General features: G+C 54.5%; 16 protein-coding genes. 4 read left to right on the forward strand and 12 right to left on the reverse strand.

What is annotated here, in order from left to right; all coding sequences use genetic code 11:
- Positions 1 to 301 precede the first annotated feature (301 nt).
- The 3 genes from FAES_RS21800 to FAES_RS21810 all read right to left on the reverse strand — a co-directional run bounded on the left by FAES_RS21800 (position 302) and on the right by FAES_RS21810 (position 2,248).
- Positions 302 to 760 carry a DUF4259 domain-containing protein gene (locus FAES_RS21800; protein ID WP_198409037.1) on the reverse strand — a complete coding sequence of 153 codons (459 nt, stop codon included), beginning with the start codon at positions 758 to 760 and terminating at the stop codon, positions 302 to 304.
- Positions 761 to 1,022: 262 nt separating this feature from the next.
- A complete protein-coding gene (locus FAES_RS21805) occupies positions 1,023 to 1,472 on the reverse strand; it encodes a hypothetical protein (protein ID WP_015333350.1) in 450 nt (149 codons plus the stop codon).
- 251 nt (positions 1,473 to 1,723) lie between these two features.
- Complete coding sequence (locus FAES_RS21810; RefSeq protein ID WP_041258283.1) at positions 1,724 to 2,248, reverse strand: hypothetical protein; 525 nt, start codon at positions 2,246 to 2,248, stop codon at positions 1,724 to 1,726.
- Positions 2,249 to 2,526: 278 nt separating this feature from the next.
- Here FAES_RS21810 and dnaG point away from each other — a divergent pair, with 278 nt between their 5' ends.
- The 3 genes from dnaG (at position 2,527) to FAES_RS21825 (ending at position 7,514) form a co-directional block, all read left to right on the forward strand.
- A complete protein-coding gene (gene dnaG, locus FAES_RS21815) occupies positions 2,527 to 4,626 on the forward strand; it encodes a DNA primase (RefSeq protein ID WP_015333351.1) in 2,100 nt (699 codons plus the stop codon).
- 125 nt (positions 4,627 to 4,751) lie between these two features.
- Positions 4,752 to 5,603 carry a bestrophin-like domain gene (locus FAES_RS21820; protein ID WP_015333352.1) on the forward strand — a complete coding sequence of 284 codons (852 nt, stop codon included), beginning with the start codon at positions 4,752 to 4,754 and terminating at the stop codon, positions 5,601 to 5,603.
- 258 nt (positions 5,604 to 5,861) lie between these two features.
- Positions 5,862 to 7,514: an alpha-L-fucosidase gene (locus FAES_RS21825; RefSeq protein ID WP_015333353.1), complete on the forward strand. Its 1,653-nt coding sequence runs from the start codon at positions 5,862 to 5,864 to the stop codon at positions 7,512 to 7,514.
- Positions 7,515 to 7,621: 107 nt separating this feature from the next.
- Here FAES_RS21825 and dnaK read toward each other — a convergent pair whose 3' ends face one another.
- A complete protein-coding gene (dnaK, locus tag FAES_RS21830) occupies positions 7,622 to 9,559 on the reverse strand; it encodes a molecular chaperone DnaK (RefSeq protein ID WP_015333354.1) in 1,938 nt (645 codons plus the stop codon).
- Between the two features lie 267 nt (positions 9,560 to 9,826).
- On the reverse strand, positions 9,827 to 10,372 hold the full coding sequence (locus FAES_RS21835; RefSeq protein ID WP_015333355.1) for a hypothetical protein: 546 nt from the start codon (positions 10,370 to 10,372) through the stop codon (positions 9,827 to 9,829).
- 126 nt (positions 10,373 to 10,498) lie between these two features.
- Between FAES_RS21835 and FAES_RS21840 the strand changes: the two genes are divergently transcribed.
- A complete protein-coding gene (locus tag FAES_RS21840) occupies positions 10,499 to 10,945 on the forward strand; it encodes a nuclease A inhibitor family protein (protein WP_015333356.1) in 447 nt (148 codons plus the stop codon).
- Between the two features lie 19 nt (positions 10,946 to 10,964).
- Here FAES_RS21840 and FAES_RS29705 read toward each other — a convergent pair whose 3' ends face one another.
- The 7 genes from FAES_RS29705 to FAES_RS21870 all read right to left on the reverse strand — a co-directional run bounded on the left by FAES_RS29705 (position 10,965) and on the right by FAES_RS21870 (position 19,574).
- Positions 10,965 to 13,493, reverse strand: a complete 2,529-nt coding sequence (locus FAES_RS29705; protein ID WP_015333357.1) for a fibronectin type III domain-containing protein — start codon at positions 13,491 to 13,493, stop codon at positions 10,965 to 10,967.
- 166 nt (positions 13,494 to 13,659) lie between these two features.
- A complete protein-coding gene (rplT, locus tag FAES_RS21845) occupies positions 13,660 to 14,001 on the reverse strand; it encodes a 50S ribosomal protein L20 (protein WP_041258284.1) in 342 nt (113 codons plus the stop codon).
- A gap of 165 nt (positions 14,002 to 14,166) precedes the next feature.
- On the reverse strand, positions 14,167 to 14,364 hold the full coding sequence (gene rpmI, locus FAES_RS21850; RefSeq protein WP_041259314.1) for a 50S ribosomal protein L35: 198 nt from the start codon (positions 14,362 to 14,364) through the stop codon (positions 14,167 to 14,169).
- Between the two features lie 155 nt (positions 14,365 to 14,519).
- Entirely contained in the window at positions 14,520 to 15,077 is a 558-nt protein-coding gene (gene infC / locus FAES_RS21855) for a translation initiation factor IF-3 (protein WP_015333360.1), read from the reverse strand.
- A gap of 178 nt (positions 15,078 to 15,255) precedes the next feature.
- A complete protein-coding gene (gene thrS / locus FAES_RS21860) occupies positions 15,256 to 17,214 on the reverse strand; it encodes a threonine--tRNA ligase (protein ID WP_015333361.1) in 1,959 nt (652 codons plus the stop codon).
- A 115-nt stretch (positions 17,215 to 17,329) separates the two neighbouring features.
- The gene (locus FAES_RS21865) at positions 17,330 to 18,511 is read right to left on the reverse strand and encodes a tetratricopeptide repeat protein (protein ID WP_173401278.1); all 1,182 of its coding nucleotides are present in this window, start codon (positions 18,509 to 18,511) and stop codon (positions 17,330 to 17,332) included.
- A 145-nt stretch (positions 18,512 to 18,656) separates the two neighbouring features.
- A complete protein-coding gene (locus tag FAES_RS21870; RefSeq protein ID WP_015333363.1) occupies positions 18,657 to 19,574 on the reverse strand; it encodes a class I SAM-dependent methyltransferase in 918 nt (305 codons plus the stop codon).
- Positions 19,575 to 19,672 lie beyond the last annotated feature (98 nt).

Here is a 19,672-nt window from a genome sequence, read left to right on the forward strand (position 1 = left end):
CTACAGACCTATAAGGTTTTTGAAACCTTATAGGTCTTCTTTTTTATAGGAAGTTCAGGTACGTCAGTTGGCAATGTTCATGCTCAAAAGCGTGGCTCTATGCTGACGCTGGGTGCTACTGCATTGCTGTCGCTGTTCTGGCACACCCAGCGCCCATAAGTGTTGATGAAGAGGAGACAACTTCATTGAACACAAGACACTGAATCTTTACACATTCGTCAGATTAGGCTGCAAACTCGCCTTTGGGACGTGCTCATCGTCCTAGGGAATCAGCCCTGCGTGTAGAAAACTCGACTTGGCTTTACTTCTGGTTTAATCGCTTAATTAGGTGTTCGATACTCTGCCGCCAAGCAGGATAGTCGGACTCATTCTCTGCCCACAATTCATTCAATTTCGAATCGTCATCTAAAACTCGATTTAATGCTTTAACTACCTTCTCCTTTAAGTCAGAGAAGTCTACGTTTGAATGGCGTTCTGGGAAGGTATCGACAGCTAAAGGCTCATCTTGGTTAACCTTAGAAAACATGGTTCCATTTAGTTGTCTGTCCACATAAGCGGCAGCGACTATAACGGCATTGCCTTCGTCAGCTTCCAAATAATCTGCTTTAACGGCATTCTCAAACGCGTTCTTAATCAGCTTTTTAGGATTTTTAGCATCCTCAATATCTGCCATAAAATCCAGTGCTGAATCATCTTCAAAGTATCCGTGTCCCCAAGCTCCCATCACTAATCTTTTGATAAACAAGTTGTTAATTCTCAAACATAGTCTGCCGAACAAAACCCGCCCAACGTGCCAAAAAGCCTAACTGCTGTGGCCTGCCATCTGTTGCCGGTGACACACCTTGCACTCAAATTTTGGCTGGTTCACCCAACTCCCCTGAGGGCTAATGGTTTTGCCGCTACCTGCGCAAGTGAAGCCCTGACCCGGCTAACCTTTTCACCCTCAGCAATGTTGGGCGCAGGATGGTCGTGTATGTAGGAGGATTCCTGTCGCCTGAAAATGCCGAGTAGCGGAGCTAAAATTAAGCTTCGAGTATCTGCTGCCAGTATACAACTCGATGAGGTGCGGTGTGAGCTATATCAGATAAGAAGGCTGTTTTCAATTGATTGTAAGCGGCCACTAGATCGGCCATCTTGAACTCAATGCGCTGCCAGTCCTTGTCGCCTTCAGCTTCGGTAATGGACTCCACAATAGAAAGGTAGCCGACTCCATCCTGGAAATCAAACTGAAACGCTGGTTGGCCTTGCTCACATTCATCAATGGTGTAGGTATCCTCGCCCTGACGATAGGCTAGTATGAGTTTTGAGAGTTCAGCTAGCCAAATATTAAGGCAAACATCAGAAACGCCGAAATACCCCATGTAAGGCACAACAGCCTGATTGATTTTAAACTCCAGGCTGCCATGCAGATGATGATACTCAGGGGTATCATGCAGTAATTGGCCTAACTGGTGTTTGAAAGAAACGCTCATTGATCACGTAGTTGTGACTGCAAGTTAGGTTTGTCAGCGGTTGGTTGGCGTTGATACAAGTACGTACTGTCGGCGGAAGTTGGGCCTGTCGGACGCGATCCACGAATACGCTTTCTTTTTTGGCTTCTAGTGATAGAGCGGCAAGCAAGTATACAGAAGCAGTTTCCTCTACATCCTCGTCTGGTTTGATACTCTAACACTCTTTCGGCAAGTAACCCCTGCGGTCCATTCATCGCCACCTGCAACGCTACTTATTTTCGTGGCCGGTTATACCATCGGTACTCTTCCCACCGCTTCAGCTTACGCCAAGCAGGGTCATAATCTTGGTCGGAACCACCTGTTTCGCCACGCCCACCTAACTCGAACAGTGTGCTTCTCAATGAGTCGATGCCATACTCATTTGTCGTTGTTGATGTAAAGCTCAAGGTGTTGTCATGAATGCCTATCGGCACAGTATAAAATTTGACGATGTCGAATTGTAGCTCACTGACATGCGTTAAATGTTGAAGCCGTTGAAGCTGCTCGTTCCGCAAAAGAGTTGCCTCTTGGTATTTGTGCTGTTGAAGAAAGACGTTTAGTTCTTGACTCAGTTGAGTAACCTTGTCGGCATCGCAACCAAGGACATGGTTAACTTCCTCTAAAGAGCACAAAACAGGCAGATGGACAATCGCTTTTAGGTCAAGCGTTAGTCCTGTTTGTCGCTCAAACTGCTGCTTGATACTCTTAAAGGTTGGTAAACCTTGAGCAAACTCGAATGAGTGATAGATAAAGCCCATTGGTCGATTTTCCCAGATAGAGGTATTACGTCAAATTTGGTGTATCAGCGGAATGGTGCCGCGCCACAGCCACGTTTGTCAACAAGAATAAGAATTACCGCCAACTAAATTATCATTGAGTGTACGTCGACGTACTGTTTATGGACCTTTGCCAGCCCTACGCTTCGCAACCATAACCAATACTATATCGTTTTGCAACGGCTTTTGCCTAAGCCAACGCTACAATCCTGTTAGCCTTATACGCCGGCTGAACGTGCGTATCGCCTTATCTTTGTTCTATGCGTATCCCGGAGGAAACAGTTGAGCAGATTCGGCAGGCGGCCGATATTGTGGAGGTAGTGGGCGAGTTTGTGTCGTTGAAGCGACGCGGCAGCAATTACATTGCCTGTTGCCCGTTCCACAACGAGAAAACGCCTTCCTTCAACGTCAATCCGGCGCGGCAGATTTACAAGTGCTTCGGCTGCGGCAAAGCCGGTGACCCCGTCCGTTTTGTGATGGACGTAGAGAACCTTGGCTATGGCGAGGCGCTGCGCTACCTGGCCAAGAAGTACAACATCGAGATTGAGGAACAGGAGGTTACGCCCGAAGAACAAAATCGCCAGACCGAGCGCGAAAGCCTCTATATCGCCCTCAACTACGCCAAAACGTTTTTCCAGGACCACCTGCTCAAAACCGACGAAGGGCGCGGCATTGGCCTCAGCTATTTCCGCGAACGGGGTTTTTCGGACCCCACCATCGCCGCCTTCGACCTCGGCTACAGCCCCGATAGCTGGGACGCGCTGCTCACCGATGCGCAGGCGAAAGGCTACAACCCCGATGTGCTTGCCAAAGCGGGGCTTACCGTCACGCGGGAGGACTCTAAAAAAGTGTTCGATCGGTTCCGGGGGCGGGTCATGTTCCCGATCCACAACGTGTCGGGGCGGGTGATCGCCTTTGGGGCGCGGATTCTGAAAGCCGATCCCAAAGCGCCCAAGTACCTCAACTCACCAGAGACGGATGTCTACCACAAGAGTCAGGTGCTGTACGGCATTTTTCAGGCCAAGCAAACCATCCGGCAGGAAGACATCTGCTACCTCACCGAGGGCTACACCGATGTGATTTCGCTGCATCAGGCGGGGATCAAAAACGTGGTAGCCTCATCGGGTACGTCGCTCACCATCGAACAGATCCGGCTCATCAGCCGCTTCACGCAGAATGTAACCATCCTCTACGACGGCGACGCGGCGGGGGTCAAAGCGGCCCTGCGCGGCCTCGACATGGTGCTCGAAGAGGGCCTGAACGTGAGCGTGGCCACCTTCCCCGACAACGACGACCCCGACAGCTACGTCCGCAAGGTAGGGGCCGAGGCGTTCCGAACGTACCTGAAGGGCAACACCCAGAATTTTATTGCCTTCAAAACGGCGGCCCTCCTCCGCGACGCCGGGGCCGACCCGTTCAAGCGGGCCGAGGTCATCACCGAGATCGTCGGCAGTATTTCGCGCATTCCCGACCCCATTAAGCGGCAGGTGTTTTTCCAGAGCACCGCCCAGCAACTGAAGGTCGACGAACAGACGCTGATTTCAGAGAGCAACCGCCTGATTCGGAAGCAGCGCGAAACGCAGATCAAGGATTACGAACGGCAGCAGGAACGGGATGCCCGTCAGCACAACGTACCTGGCAACCGACCCCGCCCGTCGGGCCCGGAGTCGAGTGGGTACGTTCCCGATTTTCCGCCCGACGATCTATTCAACGACCTACTCGATGAAGTGGGGATCGCGCCGTCGACGGGCCAAACCGAAACACAGCCCGCTACCACCCAGCCGGCGGCTAGCAACCTGCGGCCGCCCCTCGCCTATCAGGAAGAGGAATGCGTTCGGCTCTTGATGAACTACGGCACCCGCGAACTGGAGCCGGGCATTTCGCTTTGCCACTACATGCTCAGCGAACTGAACGACATCGACTTTCAGCATGCGCCCTACGACTTGATCCTGAACATTTTCCGGCAAGCGTTCAGCCAGGGCGACATCCTGACGGCCGACGATTTTCTGCAAACGGGTCGGCCTCACCTGAGCGACCTGCCGCTGGAGCAGCGCAACAGCCTGCAATACGAGGCTATCAACATGACCACGCTGCGCTACGAAATCAGCGAAAACTGGGAAGAGAAACACCAGATTTTCGTGCCCTCGGAGGAAGACACGGGCGTACTGGCCGAGGCAGCGTTTGGCAATATTTTGCGCCTGAAAAAACTGCTGGCCGAAGAGCGCATGCACGATCTGCTGCAACGCATCCGCACCGTCACCGACCCCGCCGAATCGGATCAGCTCATGGCCGACTACATGCATTTCAAGCGCGTCGACGTGGAGATTGCCAAGCTGCTGGGCACCGTTATTTCGGGGTAAATCCGTGCTGTATCGGCACCCACCGGCCGGAGGGCGACCGTTGTTGCCAAAACAAATACAGTCCTGATATGGTAATCTACTGAGTCACTAACCCGACGCTCAGTAGACCGTCGTTTGCCTTACCTATGACCGATCTGACCAACGACGAAAGCGACCGACTCGTTGAAGACTGGATGATGTTTATGCGCTGGATGTACGATGTACCAACTTGGTTGTTGGCAATACTCATTATTGGGGCGTTTGTTAGTGTGGCCTTGCTGGGTTTGTTCATCACCCACCGACGTATTCACAAAAGCAGCCTTGCCACCGTCATCGACAATGGCACGGTGGGTTGGTTTTTTTCGGGCGTCTCGGTCCTGTACGGCCTTACCCTGGGGTTGATTACGGTGGCTACCTGGGGCAACTACGCTACGGCTACCGCCATTGCCTCCAACGAATCAGCCGCCATTGCAGTGCTCTACCGCGATCTGATGGGCTATCCAGAACCTTTACAGGGTGAACTCCGGAATCGACTCAAGGCCTATACCCGCACCATCATCGACCATTCCTGGCCGGCGCAGCAACAGGGTGCCATCAGCCTGAAAGAAACCAGTCGGCTCGATGAATTTCAGGATGCGTTTCTAAATGGGGAATCTCAGGCAGAGAGCCGGGCGATGCTCCACGCGGAAGCCCTTCGGGCCTTCAACCAGATGATCGAACTACGTCGTCAGCGCCTCGATTCCATCAAAGGCAACGTACCCGGTGTACTTTGGAGCGTGGTGTTGATCGGCGCACTGGCCACGATTACGTTTTCCTTCTTTTTTCTGATCACCAATTTCAGCTTACACGCGACCATGACCGGCATTTTGGCCGGGATGATTGGCCTGCTGATTTTTCTACTTGTGGTCCTGGATCATCCCTACTGGGGTGAAGTGAGCGTTACGCCGGAAGCCTATGAATCGGTTTACACTACGCTGATGGACAGGGTGCGCAAGTAATCGGCATTGGTGCCGCCTACCTTACGAGCGAGGTGTTAGGGCTAACCAAGCAGCTACCCGGACTTGATTTCATCCTTCGTAATCAACGACCGTTTACCGTCGGCGCCGAATCGGATCCGTTCCTAGCTGGTTACAGGCACCTTAAGTGCGCCTTCAGCGAGCTTGCCAAGCTGTTGGGTACCGTTATTTCAGGGTAAAGGCGTTAGATGACCCGGTTGAGGGCCTTTCGGGAGGTATACTTCTTTCGCGTACTCAACCATGAATCGACGATTGCTGCTGAAAACCGTAGCCGGTCTGGCTGCCATACACCCCCTTTCACGCCTGCCGGGCTGGGCCGCCCCCTACCGCACCCAACTGAGCGGTGAACCCATGGCTACGGGCAAATTCAAGCCGACTTGGGAATCCCTTCAGCAGTATGCCGTGCCCGACTGGTACCGCGACGCCAAGTTTGGCATCTGGGCCCACTGGGGCGCTCAATGCCAGCCCGAGCACGGCGACTGGTACGCCCGTAACATGTATGACGAGGGGGGCAACGACTATAAATTTCACGTCGAAAAATACGGACACCCCTCCAAGGCGGGCTTCAAAGACGTGATTCATCAGTGGAAAGCCGAGAACTGGAACCCCGATCAGCTGCTGTCGCTGTACAAACGGGCGGGTGCCCAGTACTTTATGGCGATGGCCAACCACCACGACAACTTCGACAATTACGACAGCAAGTACCAGTCGTGGAACGCAACCCGGCTGGGTCCTAAGAAAGACATCATCGGCGGCTGGGCCAAAGCGGCCCGTCAGCACAGTCTCCGGTTTGGCGTGAGCGTGCACGCTGCCCACGCCTGGACCTGGTACGAGACGGCCCAACGGTCGGACAAGCAGGGCCCGCTGGCGGGCGTCCCCTATGACGGCAAGCTGACGAAAGCCGATGGCAAAGGCACCTGGTGGGAAGGCTACGACCCGCAGGAGCTCTACGCCCAGAACCACCCCCTGAGCGAAAACAGCCTCAAGACCAGTAGTATCCACCGGCAGTGGGAATGGGGCAACGGCGCCAACGTACCCCCGGCCGCCTACTGCGAAAAATTCTACAACCGCACCGTCGATCTGATCAATAAATACAGCCCGGACGTAGTCTATTTCGACGATACGGCACTCCCGCTATGGCCCATCAACGACGCCGGCTTACGGATCGCCGCGCACCTCTACAACAGCAACATGAAACGCCATGGCGGTAAGTTGGAGGCGGTACTCAACGGGAAGATCCTGACCCCCGAACAGCAGAAGTGCATGGTCTGGGACATCGAGCGGGGCCAGTCGAATCAGATCGAGCCGTTTGTGTGGCAAACCGACACCTGCATTGGCAGCTGGCACTACGACCGGCGCGTGTATGACAACAACCGCTACAAATCAGCGCAGACGGTTGTCCATACGCTGGCTGATGTCGTTAGCAAAAATGGCAACCTGCTGCTCAGCGTGCCCGTGCGCGCCGACGGCAGCATCGACGAAAAAGAAACGGCAATCGTAGAAGGCATCGCAGCCTGGATGGCCATTAACAAAGAGGCTATCTTCGGTACACGCCCTTGGCGGATATTCGGTGAAGGTCCGGCGCTGGAATCGGCGGCTCCGTTGAGTGCGCAGGGTTTTAACGAAGGTAAGGGCAAGCCGTTCGGGGCAGAAGACATTCGCTTTACCCGCAAAGGCAATACGCTCTACGCCATCGTGATGGGCTGGCCCGCCGATGGCCAGGTACGTATCAAAAGCCTGGGAACCGCCGCGGCCCAATCCCCCGCCTATACCCACGTTAGTCTACTGGGTCATTCCGAGCCATTGCGCTTCACTCAAACGGCTGAGGCATTGACTGTCAGCCTCCCCAGCCAGAAACCCGGCGATTACGCCTATTGCCTCAAGCTAAGCTAGTCCCAGGTACGTTATCGCACCAACAAAAAGCCCCTGCCGTTACCAGCAGGGACTTTTTGTTAAACCTATAAGGTTTTCGAAACCTTACAGGTTTTATACGTTCGTATTTACTTCACTTCTTCATACGGCACGTCTGACACGTCGCTGTCGGTGGGTTGGCCGTTGCCGTTGGGCTGACCGCCACCCGGCTGACCACCAGCGAATCCATCCATCGGGTTGGCTCCGTCGGGTTGACCCTGCGTTGCCGCGTAGATCTCCTGCGAGGCGTTGTTCCAGGCAGTCGTCAGGCTGGCGAGCGCCGTTTCGATAGCAGCTACGTCGCGGGTGCCGTGCGCCGTGCGAAGCTGCCCAAGCGCGTCTTCGATGGCCTGTTTGTTACCAGCCGACAGTTTGTCGCCGTAATCTTTTAGTTGTTTCTCGGTCTGGAAAATCATCGAGTCGGCCTGGTTAACCTTCTCAATTTTCTCTTTCTCGAGTTTATCGGCGGCTTCGTTGGCTTTTGCCTCTTCGCGCATCCGGTTGATCTCGGCGTCGGTCAAACCACTTGAGGCTTCGATCCGGATCTTCTGCTCTTTACCGGTGCCTTTGTCGCGGGCCGTTACGTTCAGGATACCGTTGGCATCCACGTCGAACGTCACCTCGATTTGGGGCACACCACGCGGTGCGGGCGGGATGTCGCTCAGGATAAACCGACCCAACTGGCGGTTCTGACCAGCCATTGGCCGCTCACCCTGCAACACGTTGATTTCTACGCTCGGCTGGTTGTCGGATGCCGTTGAGAACACTTCCGTTTTCTTGCTCGGGATCGTCGTGTTCGACTCCACCATTTTGGTGAATACGCCGCCCATCGTTTCGATACCCAGTGACAGAGGAATTACGTCGAGCAGCAGTACGTCTTTTACTTCACCCGTCAAGACACCACCCTGAATGGCAGCACCAATGGCCACGGCTTCATCGGGGTTAACGGCTTTCGAGGGCTTCTTGCCAAACAGCTTCTCTACTTCTTCCTGTACTTTCGGAATCCGCGTTGACCCACCGACCAGAATCACTTCGTCGATCTGGCTGGCGCTCAGGCCTGAGTTTTTCAGCGCCCGGCGGCACGGCTCCAGACTCCGCTGAATCAGCGAATCGGCCAGTTGCTCAAACTTCGCGCGGGTCAGCGTCCGAACCAGGTGCTTCGGAATCCCATCGACCGGCATGATATACGGCAGGTTGATTTCCGTCGACGATGAGCTCGACAGCTCAATTTTCGCTTTCTCCGCGGCTTCTTTCAGGCGTTGGAGCGCCATCGGATCTTTCCGCAGGTCGATGCGCTCGTCGTTCAGAAACTCCTGCGCCAACCAGTTGATGATCACCTGATCGAAATCGTCACCACCGAGGTGCGTATCGCCGTCGGTCGATTTTACTTCAAACACGCCATCACCCAATTCCAGAATCGAGATATCGAACGTACCGCCACCAAGGTCAAATACGGCGATCTTCATGTCCTTATCGGTCTTGTCGAGACCATAGGCCAGGGCCGCCGCGGTGGGTTCGTTGATAATCCGTTTTACGTCGAGACCAGCAATTTGGCCCGCCTCTTTGGTGGCCTGCCGTTCGGCGTCGTTAAAGTAAGCGGGCACCGTAATGACGGCTTCCGTTACGGTTTGGCCCAGGTAATCTTCGGCCGTCTGCTTCATCTTTTGCAGAATCAGCGCCGAAAGCTCCTGCGGCGTGTATTGCCGGTCGCCGATCTTCACGCGGGGGGTATCGTTGGGACCCTTCTCCACGTTGTACGAGATCTGACCGAGCTCGTTTTGTACTTCGTTATACCGTTTACCCATGAACCGCTTGATCGAGTAGATCGTGTTCTGTGGGTTGGTGATGGCCTGGCGCTTGGCGGGATCGCCCACTTTCCGTTCGCCGTTGCCGTTGTCCATAAACGCCACCACTGAGGGCGTTGTGCGACGGCCTTCGCTGTTCGGAATTACCACCGGCTCGTTACCTTCCATAACGGCCACGCACGAGTTGGTTGTGCCTAAGTCAATGCCAATAATCTTTCCCATAATGTATTGTCGTTCGGGTTGAACAGGTTCAGTCTGCTGACGACACCAACACCCGAATCATTCCTGCAAGCGTTTAGTTCGACAGTCTGTACACTCTCTATCAAGCCAAATGCCAGCTCGTTTGTTTGCTTTTTTTTATGCCAGATTGGCAGCGTTTTTTGCCTTAGTGGGCCAGTTAGTGCACGAGTTGGCAGGTGGCACTGACAACCCTACAACAAAAAACGCCGGAGGTGCTCCCCCGGCGCTTCGGTAATGTGTCGGAACGGCTTACTTGCCGCCAAAGAGCCCACCCAGCATACCGCCGAGGCCGCCCCCGCCGCCCATTTGGTTGCCGGCTACGCGCATCAGGTCGTTCATATCGAGTTTACCATCGGCCATTGCTGAAGAGGCCATGCCCATCCAGTCGGTGCCCTGCTGCCCCGTCGCGGCGCCCATGATGGTGTTGCCATCCACGCTGTTGTCGTTGGGGTCGGCGGCTTTATTCATGAGCTTGCCCAGCACGACGGGCACCAGCGCCCCGGCAATTGACATGGCTACCTGCGGCGAGATGCCCAGCTTTTCCATCAGGCCCTGCTGCACGTTTTCCTGAACGCCGTGGGTCACGGGGTTGTCCTGGATATTGCCACCGCCGTTTACGACCATGCCGAGCAGATTGCCCAGACCGCCGCCCTGCGCCTGTTGGGTGAGGCCACCCATCATACTTTGCACCACCGTTTCCATAGCGGTGTTGTTGTGCTGATTCGGGATAGCGGGATTATTTACGATCGCAGAGCCAGCGTTCTGCTGCACGAGGTTCATTAAGGTCTCAAACATGAGCTAGTAAGGATTATGTGTTTGTTCGGTTTGGTTAAGCGGATAAATGTAGAGAAGTTTCGGGCGGTATTAAGCCGGCCCCAACGTACCCAACCTTTTTTAGTTCTTACTGTTTAACCAGCTGCTATGACGAACCCATCAGCCGATAGTAACGCCCCCGACGACCAAAAACCGGCCACCGATTTTGCCACGCAGGTAACGCCCCTGCTGACCGACCTACTCTATCCCAGCGAATCCGACGAACCCATTGAGGTCGTCGACACGTACCTGAAAATGGCCGAGCCGCTCACGGTCAGCCACATCAAAGACTGGCTGATGCTGCCGCCCTCGGTCTACGTCGAAGAAATGCCCGAGGCCGATTTCTGGGTACCCGTCACGACCATTGAAGCGTGGTTTGGCGACGATGAAAAAGCGCAGGCCCACCAATTTCAGCAATTGAAAGAAACGCTGGAAAAGCTCCTCACTGACCGGCAGGTGTTCCGCGTGGGCGATACCGAGATCGACGTCTACCTGCTTGGCAAACCCGCCGAAGGCCCCCGCGTCGGGTTGAAAACGAAGGTGGTGGAGACGTAGCGAACGTTCGTCTGGCTTACTATTGCTGGCTAAGTTGCAACTTAGCCCCGAGGCTCATGCTCACCTTACCCTCACTTTTGTATTGAATTTGCTTGGCAACTGCTGTTTGAGTCCCCTCGACGGTCAAGCGGTGTGCGATTTCTACTGAGTCTACACTTGTAGGAATTCGATTACAGGACCACACACTAGGGTCAAGCCATGCGCCGTTCTTCACGGTTCGAAGGACAGCGCAGTCGGTTGTCGTGAAATTGTAGGTAGCAGTGAAGTCGGATACCCCATTGTCGATGCAAAGGGTTCGAACGCGCCACTCATAGGTAGTGCCCGGCGCCAAGCCTGTGAGCACCAGTCCACCAACGGCAGCTGTCGTGCTGTTAGGCCATGTAGTAGCTCCCTGAACGCGCCACTGTACATCGTAGCGCGCGCCCAAGCCAAATTCATACCAGCTTAAACTGGCGGTATTAGCACTAACAGCGCTGCTTTGCGGAGACGGTATATTGCCGTATGGGTAGCCAGGGCCGGGTGCCCAACAGTAAGGCAGTAAAATGGTACTTGTCGGGTCACCGGGCTGTCCGTTACAAACCTGTTGAACCTGAACATCGTAGCCAGTTTTTAATAATGGCTGTATGGTATAGTCAAACCCGCTGACCAACGTACTTTCGGTCCAATCACCACCGGTCTCAGGGCGCCACCGGACACGAAATTGAGGAGTAGAAGGTGCTATCCAACCAATAGGCATATCCCATCCAATTTTAGCAGCACCTGATGTTACAGCGAGTTTTGACACGAAATTGGGTGACGCACAAGCCGTGGAGAAAGAGCGGGGCGATGTATAAACAGACGCATTGGTAACAGAACAAAGCGTTTGAATCCGCCACTCATAACGTGTACCCGATTGTAGGTTAGCCACCACAACGGAATTCATGCCTGTAGCCGAGATCGCGTTCACACTGATGGTTGTCCAGTCAACAGGATTTGTGCTATAGGGTCGCCACTGTACCCGGTAAGCAATGCCGCCGATTGCCCTCCACCATAACCCAATCTGACTGAGCGAAAGCGCTTGCTCATACTGATAGCTGACGGCTTCGCATGAAGTCGTAAAGGAGCGAATTGGTGTGTAAGACGAAGTGGCCGTTTGCGAACAAACTGCCTGAACCTGCCATTCATAGGCAGCACCTACCGTTAGACCGGTTAGTGAGGCAAAAACCGTTTCCGTTCCGTTCCTTGTGTAGGGCGTAACAACAGTCAACGAATTCCAGACTGGATTTCCATCTTCCCGCCAGCGTACATTCGCTGAGATGGCTCCTGAAACGCCAAACGCTAGCACGACCGCCGTTCCGGTCTGGTCGATTTCCCGATACGAGTCAATGTTGGTGCAGTTACCGCCGGCGCTCTGCGTCTGAAAACTGTTTGTGGTGGTAAAAGCGGAGTTACTCCCTTCTTCGCAAACTGTTCGTAACCGATAGTCATACGATGTCCCTTGCGTCAGATCAGTCAGTGTATAGGTAGAACCCGCCACGCTTCTGCTATTCCAGGTGGATTGCCCTGATGGTCGCCACTGCAATTCGTACTGCACGCCATTTCCATAGTTACCCCATGTAAAAATTGCGGAGGTGGCCGTAATCTGAGGCACGTTTACATACTTGGGCGTGTAACAGCCCGTCGTGAAAGGTGCCCCGTTTACGTAGCCCGATGGCACACCACTGCACAGCGTTTGAACACCCCACTCGTAGGTGGCTCCGTTTACGAGGCCGGTGAAACTTATGAATGAGTTGGGGGTACTCGTTGTTTCTAGCCAGTTCTGGTTTGATCCCGCTGGGCGATAGCGCGCCTGAAACTGAATATTGGTTCCTAACAACTGTCGCCAGTATACATAAGCTGCAGAAGCCGTTACATAGCTCACGCCCAATTCGGTTGGTACAGAGCAAGTTGAGGTGAATGAACGCGGGACTGTAGCGTTAGATAGCGTCCCGTCGGCGCACTGACTCACCAACTGCCATTCATAGTTTGTACTCGGAGTCAGGCCGGTTAGTGAGAACGGCGAGGAGGCAATGTCAGCAACACTATTCCAGATAGACGTACCCACAGGTCGCCAGTTCAGGGTGAACTGATGTAGCCCTGGGGCGGCCGACCAGTAAAGAAGGGCGGCTGTTGGAGACACGGCTTCATAGAGCGAATCGGGAACAGGACACGATACCGTGAACGTGCGCGTGGCCGAATAAGCGGATAGTCCATCAGCGCATGCAGTTCGTACTCGCCACTGATAGGTCGCTTGATAGGTCAATGCCGCCAGGTTATACTCGACGAGGTTAGAAGCGGTCGTCACCAATGAAACGGATGTCCAAGTGCTTGCGGTGGCAACTTTCCAGTCAAGCTGATAGCCGGTAGCACCAGACACAGCTGGAAAACTAAGCCAGATACTATTGAATGTCTGGCGCGTTTCCTGAAGCGCAACAGGGGTAGGACAAGTTGAGAAGGCGGCAGTAGACAAACTTATTCCTATAACAGCAAAAAAGAAAAACAGTATTCGCTGCCGCAGTACCCCGAACATATGTTACGAATTTGTGTGAATGCGCACCAAGTAAAGTAATTGTTTTTAAATAAAAAAATACATATCTCCTATGGTGATACATGGGCTTTTTCCTGCCAAAACAAAAAACCCCCGGCCTCATGACCGGGGGTTTGCTAATAGAACGCAATAGCTGCGTAAATGCTGTTTATTTAATCTGATCCACCACAGCTTTGAACGCCTCGGGGTGGTTCATGGCCAGATCGGCCAGCACTTTCCGGTTCAGTTCGATGCCTGATTTGTGCAGGGCGCCCATGAATGCCGAGTACGACATGCCATGCTGACGAGCACCTGCGTTGATCCGCTGAATCCAGAGGGCACGAAAATCGCGCTTCTTGGCTTTGCGGTCACGGTATGCATACCCTAACGCTTTTTCAACGGCGTTTTTCGCCACTGTCCAAACGTTCTTACGACGGCCATAAAAACCTTTGGCCAGTTTTAAAATTTTCTTGCGACGTGCCCGTGAGGCTACGTGATTGACTGAACGCATTGTATTATGCTTTTTTGACGAAGGCGAGTCTGTTAATGAACAATGTATGATGCAAAATGTACAATGGCTTGGGTAGCCATGAATCATTGTACATTGTTACTTATTCAGTATACATTCTACTTAAAAGCCTTTCTGTCGGGTGAAAGAATTAACCAAAAAAGATGACTACGACAGACCCAGCAGGGCCTTGATCCGCGGCTCGTTGCTCACGTGCACCGTTGATGAGTGCGCGAGGTTCCGCTTCTGCTTCGTCGTTTTCTTCGTCAGAATGTGTGAGTGGAAGGCGTGCTTCCGCTTGATTTTCCCGGTGCCTGTCAGCTTGAAACGCTTCTTGGCTGCCGAGTTAGTTTTTTGCTTTGGCATGATGGACTTGACCGGATCGCCGGCCACGATTAAATAAACAGGCCGCAAAGGTACGAAAAATGACTGTACGATGTACAATGAATAATGCACAATGGGGCAGACGCCTTCTAATTCCGCGTCTGCCCCATTGTGCATTATTCATTGTACATCGTACACTATTTCTTCACCGCCACTACTTTCGGGGCAAGGAACATAATCATGCGCTTGCCTTCGAGCTTAGGCTCCTGTTCGATCTTGCCGACTTCTTCCAGGCCTTTCGAGAAGCGCTCCAGAATCTGAAGGCCCCGGTCTTTGAAAACGATCGACCGACCGACGAAGTGCACGTAGGCTTTCACCTTGGCGCCTTCTTTCAGGAATTGCAGGGCGTGCTTCAGTTTAAATTCGAAATCGTGGTCGTCCGTATTTGGGCCGAACCGGATTTCTTTGATCACGACCTTCTGCGCGTTGGCCTTGATCTCTTTCTGCTTCTTCTTCTGTTCGTACTTGAACTTCGAATAGTCGATTACGCGGCAGACCGGCGGGGTGGCGTTGGGCGAAATCTCCACCAAATCCAGACTCTGCGCTTTGGCCATCGTTAAGGCCTGCTGAATGCCGTAAATGCCCTGTTCAACGTTCTCGCCGACAACCCGCACCTCACGAGCCTGGATGCGTTCATTAATTCGGTAGGGTTCTTCCACCACGCGCCGGGGTGGTCTCCGCTGGGGTAATGCCATGTGTTGGGGTTAATGTGAAACGTCGTTGTAAACTTTCGTTTTTTAAACGCACGAAATATATAAAAGTTTGGCTTTCGCCACGTTTGCGGGTTGGTGTTTACGAGTTCATGTTTCGCTAATGACGACAACTTCTGCGAATTAGCAAACCAACATTAAACACTAACCATCACCTGTTAAACTATACTTTTACCTGCTCCTGAAAGAACGCGGTAAAGTCACTGATACTCATACTGCCGAGGTCGCCCTCGCCTTTGCGCCGCACGGATACCTTGCCTTCGGCCTGCTCCTTCTCACCCACAATGAGCATGAACGGAACTTTGGCCACTTCCGCATCCCGGATTTTGCGCCCGATTTTCTCGTCGCGCACATCCACAAAACCACGGATATCCGCCTCCTGTAGGGTCAGGAACAACTCGTTGGCGTAGGCCTCGTATTTTTCTGAAATGGGCAGAATCGCAATCTGATCGGGTGAGAGCCAAAGCGGAAAATTGCCCGCCGTATTCTCGATCAGGATAGCCACGAACCGTTCCATCGAGCCAAACGGGGCGCGGTGGATCATCACGGGGCGGTGTTTCTGGTTGTCGGCACCGGTATATTCCAGTTCGAAGCGCTCGGGCAGGTTGTAATCGACCTGAATCGTCCCCAGCTGCCACTTCCGGCCCAGCGCATCGCGCACCATGAAGTCGAGTTTGGGGCCATAAAAGGCGGCCTCCCCTTTCTCCATAACGATGGGCAGCCCTTTCTCGTTCGCCGCGTCGATAATCGCCTGTTCGGCCTTGTCCCAGTTCTCGTCCGACCCGATGTACTTCGTTTTATTGTCGGGGTCGCGCAACGACACCTGCGCGCTGTAATCGGAGAAGCCCAGCGCCTTGAACACGTACAGCACCAGATCGATCACTTTCTTGAACTCGTCGCTCACCTGATCGGGGCGGCAGAAGATGTGGGCGTCATCCTGCGTGAAGCCACGTACCCGCGTCAGCCCGTGCAGCTCACCCGACTGTTCGTAGCGGTACACCGTTCCGAATTCGGCCAGGCGCAGCGGCAGGTCGCGGTACGAGCGCGGCTTGGTCTTGTAGATTTCGCAGTGGTGCGGGCAGTTCATCGGCTTCAGTAGGAACTCCTCCCCCACGTCGGGCGTCAGGATGGGCTTGAACGAATCTTCGCCGTATTTCTCCCAGTGGCCCGAGGTCACGTAGAGCTGCTTGCTGCCGATGTGCGGCGTTACCACGGGCGAATACCCGGCACGTACCTGCGCCCGGCGCAGGAAATTTTCGAGCCGCTCGCGCACGACGGCACCTTTGGGCAGCCACAGCGGCAGGCCTTGCCCTACTTTCTCCGAGAAGGCAAACAGTTCGAGTTCCTTGCCCAGCTTGCGGTGGTCGCGCTTTTTGGCCTCTTCCAGCAGGGTGAGGTAGTCGTCGAGTTCTTTCTGTTTCGGGAACGTGATGGCGTAGATGCGCGTCAGCATCTTGTTCTTTTCGTCACCGCGCCAGTAGGCTCCTGCCACGTTCATCAGCTTGGCCGCTTTGATGAACCCCGTATTCGGGATGTGTGGTCCCCGGCATAGGTCGGTAAACCCACCCTGCGTGTAGAATGTGATGCTGCCGTCTTCCAGGCCCTGCAACAGGTCGATTTTATACGGGTCGCCTTTCTCGTCGAAATAAGCGATGGCGTCGGCTTTCGAAACGGCCTTCCTGACGTAGGCGTTTTTCTGCCGGGCCAGCTCGAGCATCTTGTCTTCTACCTTTTTGAACTCCTCCTGCGAGAAGTGCCGCCCTTCAAAATCGACATCGTAGTAGAAGCCGTTTTCGATGGGGGGGCCAATGGCAAACTTGATGCCGGGGTACAGCGCTTCCAGCGCCTCGGCCATCAGGTGGGCCGACGAGTGCCAGAACGTCGATTTGCCTTCTACGTCGTTCCAGGTCAGCAGTTGCACCGGCACCGCCGAGCCGTCGGCAGGTACGTCGATCGGCAGGGTAGCGTCCTGCACTTTGCCATTCACTTTGGCGGCCAGCACGTTGCGGGCCAGGCCTTCACTGATGCTCAGGGCTACGTCGAGACTCGACGCCCCGGCGGGGTATTCGCGGATGCTGCCATCGGGCAACGCTACGCTTAATTGCACGTCTTGAGTGGTCATATTGTGGGGAGTCAGTTGGCTGCGCCGTCAGTCGTGGTCATTGGTAGTCATTTGTTGCTTTTACGATGAATGACTACCAATGACCACGACTGACGGCGTAGCCAACTGACCTTCTTTAATCAATCGTTCTAATCTTAATTGAGTCGCCCATCGATTGGATACGGGTTCGGGGTTGGATGGGGGCAATCCGAATCCGGTTGGTGTCAAGTATACGCCCGCTGGGCGTTCGGTCGGGCAACAGGCCCGTTTTGTCGTCGGTATCGGGCAGCAGGTAGTCGCCGTAGCCAGCGGCCATCTGTTGCCGGCGCTGCACCCGCCACAGGCCAGCCTGCGCCGCCGGGTCATACGGATCTTTCTGCAACACAGCCGTGTACTGCGCCTGTGCCCGCTCCCACTGGTAGGTCATTTCGAGGCCGTGGGCGACGAAATAACCGATCCGCGGGAAGTCGGCTTTCCGTTTCTGCACCTGCTCGTAGTTGGTCAGCGCCGCGCCGTAATTACGGAAACGTTCAAAGATCAGACCAGCCTGAAAGTAAGCCTGCACAAAGTTGGGGTCGAGCCGTACGGTTTTCTGGTACGAGATCAGCGCACTATCGGCCCGGCCCGCCGACTGGTAGATCATGCCCCGCTGAAAGAGCAATTCGGCGTTGATCGGGAAGTACTGCATGGCCCGCTCGTTGTAAACCAGCGCCGTATTCAAATCGCCCAGCGACCGATACACCGCCGTCAGTTGGTTGTAGGTAGGCAGAAAACGCGGTTTCAGTTGCAGGGCCTGTTGGTAGTCGGCGAGGGCCCGGACGGTATCGCCCAATTTGGCCGCCATCAGGCCGTTGTAGAAATGCGCTTCGCCATCATACGGGGCCATCTGCAGGGCCTTAGCCACGTAAAGACGGGCCTTTGGGTATTGCGTCTGCTGTTGCAGCACGTCGCCCATGAGCGTGTACAGCTCCGGCGACGTAGCCCCCAGAATTTCAGCCCGTTGGGCGTCGTCAAACGCCTTATCGGGTTTGTTCAGCGCCCGCAGTACCTGCGCCCGTACGACGTAGAAAAAACCGGTGTTGTTGTTTCGGGAAATCGCTTCGTTAATATCCTCCAGGGCATCGGCGATGCGCCCCATCGAGAGCAGGATCATGGCCCGTTTGGCATAGGCCGTTGCCGACGACGACTGGCTGATGGCCCGGTCGAGCGCGCGAAGGGTGTTCTGCGCCGACGTACTATCGGAAGCCTGGGGAAGGGGTGGGATGCGCGATAGTCGCCGGTCGCCGCTGCTACACGCCGCCAGAAGGCCTACCCCCAAAAGGATCAATATGTATCGCAAAATGTCCCCAAGCGAAAGCTGTTAATCTGTCTACAGTCCTCTGTCTTCTGTTGTTTCACTTAGGTACGTTGTGTGTGGTCAGCGAGCCAACAGAAGACGGAGGACTGTAAACAGTAAACTGAGTTCACAAAGTTACAGAAGAAAACCGAGAGAAAACGCCCAGTGGCAGCCGTTTCTGCCGCGAATCGGTCAGGAATAGCTCGCCCGACTGGTAGTTGGGGAGCCGGTTGATCGCCGCCGCCCCTTCAGGTACGTTGCCAAAGTGCTGCACCATGAGGTTGTCGAGGATGATGGCCGAAAACCCGAGCGAGTACAGGTTGATGATGAAGAAAAAGTCGCGCCGGTCGAGCAAGGCCGCGCAGGTACGTAGCAGGTCGTTGAGCTGCTCTTCCAGCACCCATTTTTCGCCGTCGGGGCCACGGCCATAGGCGGGCGGGTCCAGAATGAGGCCGTTATAGGTGTTGCCGCGCCGTTCTTCGCGCCGCACAAACTTGACGGCATCCTCCACCACCCAGCGGATGTTGTCGAGGCGGCTCATCTCCATATTTTCCCGTGACCACGAGATCACCGGCTTCACGGCATCGACGTGCGTGACGTCGGCACCTGCCTGCCGGGCTGCTAGTGAGGCCCCGCCCGTATAGGCAAAGAGGTTCAGCACGCGCGGCCGCTCAACGGGCATGGCTTTTACGGTGTCGTGGATGTACGTCCAGTTCACGGCCTGTTCTGGAAAAATACCGACGTGCTTGAAGGCCGTCAGCGCCAGCTTGAAGGTCAAATCCAGTTCCTGCTGCTTGAAATTAACCGTCCAGGGGTCCTGAATAGGCTTGAGCCGCTGCCAGTCGCCGCGCTCGGGCGATTGCCGGTCGCGCCGAAACGTGGCGTGCGCCAGCCGTTCCCATTCGCCTTCCGAGAGCGAGCAATCCCAGATCGCCTGGGGTTCGGGCCGGGCCAGAATATACTGGCCAAACCGTTCCAGCTTCATAAAATCGCCCGAGTCGATCAGTTCATAATCAGCCCAGGCAGGGGGGGTGAGGAGGGTCATGAGGGAGGAAATGAATAATGTACGATGCACAATGACTCCACTAAAGAGACAAGAATCTCATTAACAGTACTTTAGTACTTATTTTTCATTGTGCATCA

This window comes from Fibrella aestuarina BUZ 2 (assembly GCF_000331105.1).
Classification (GTDB): domain Bacteria; phylum Bacteroidota; class Bacteroidia; order Cytophagales; family Spirosomataceae; genus Fibrella; species Fibrella aestuarina.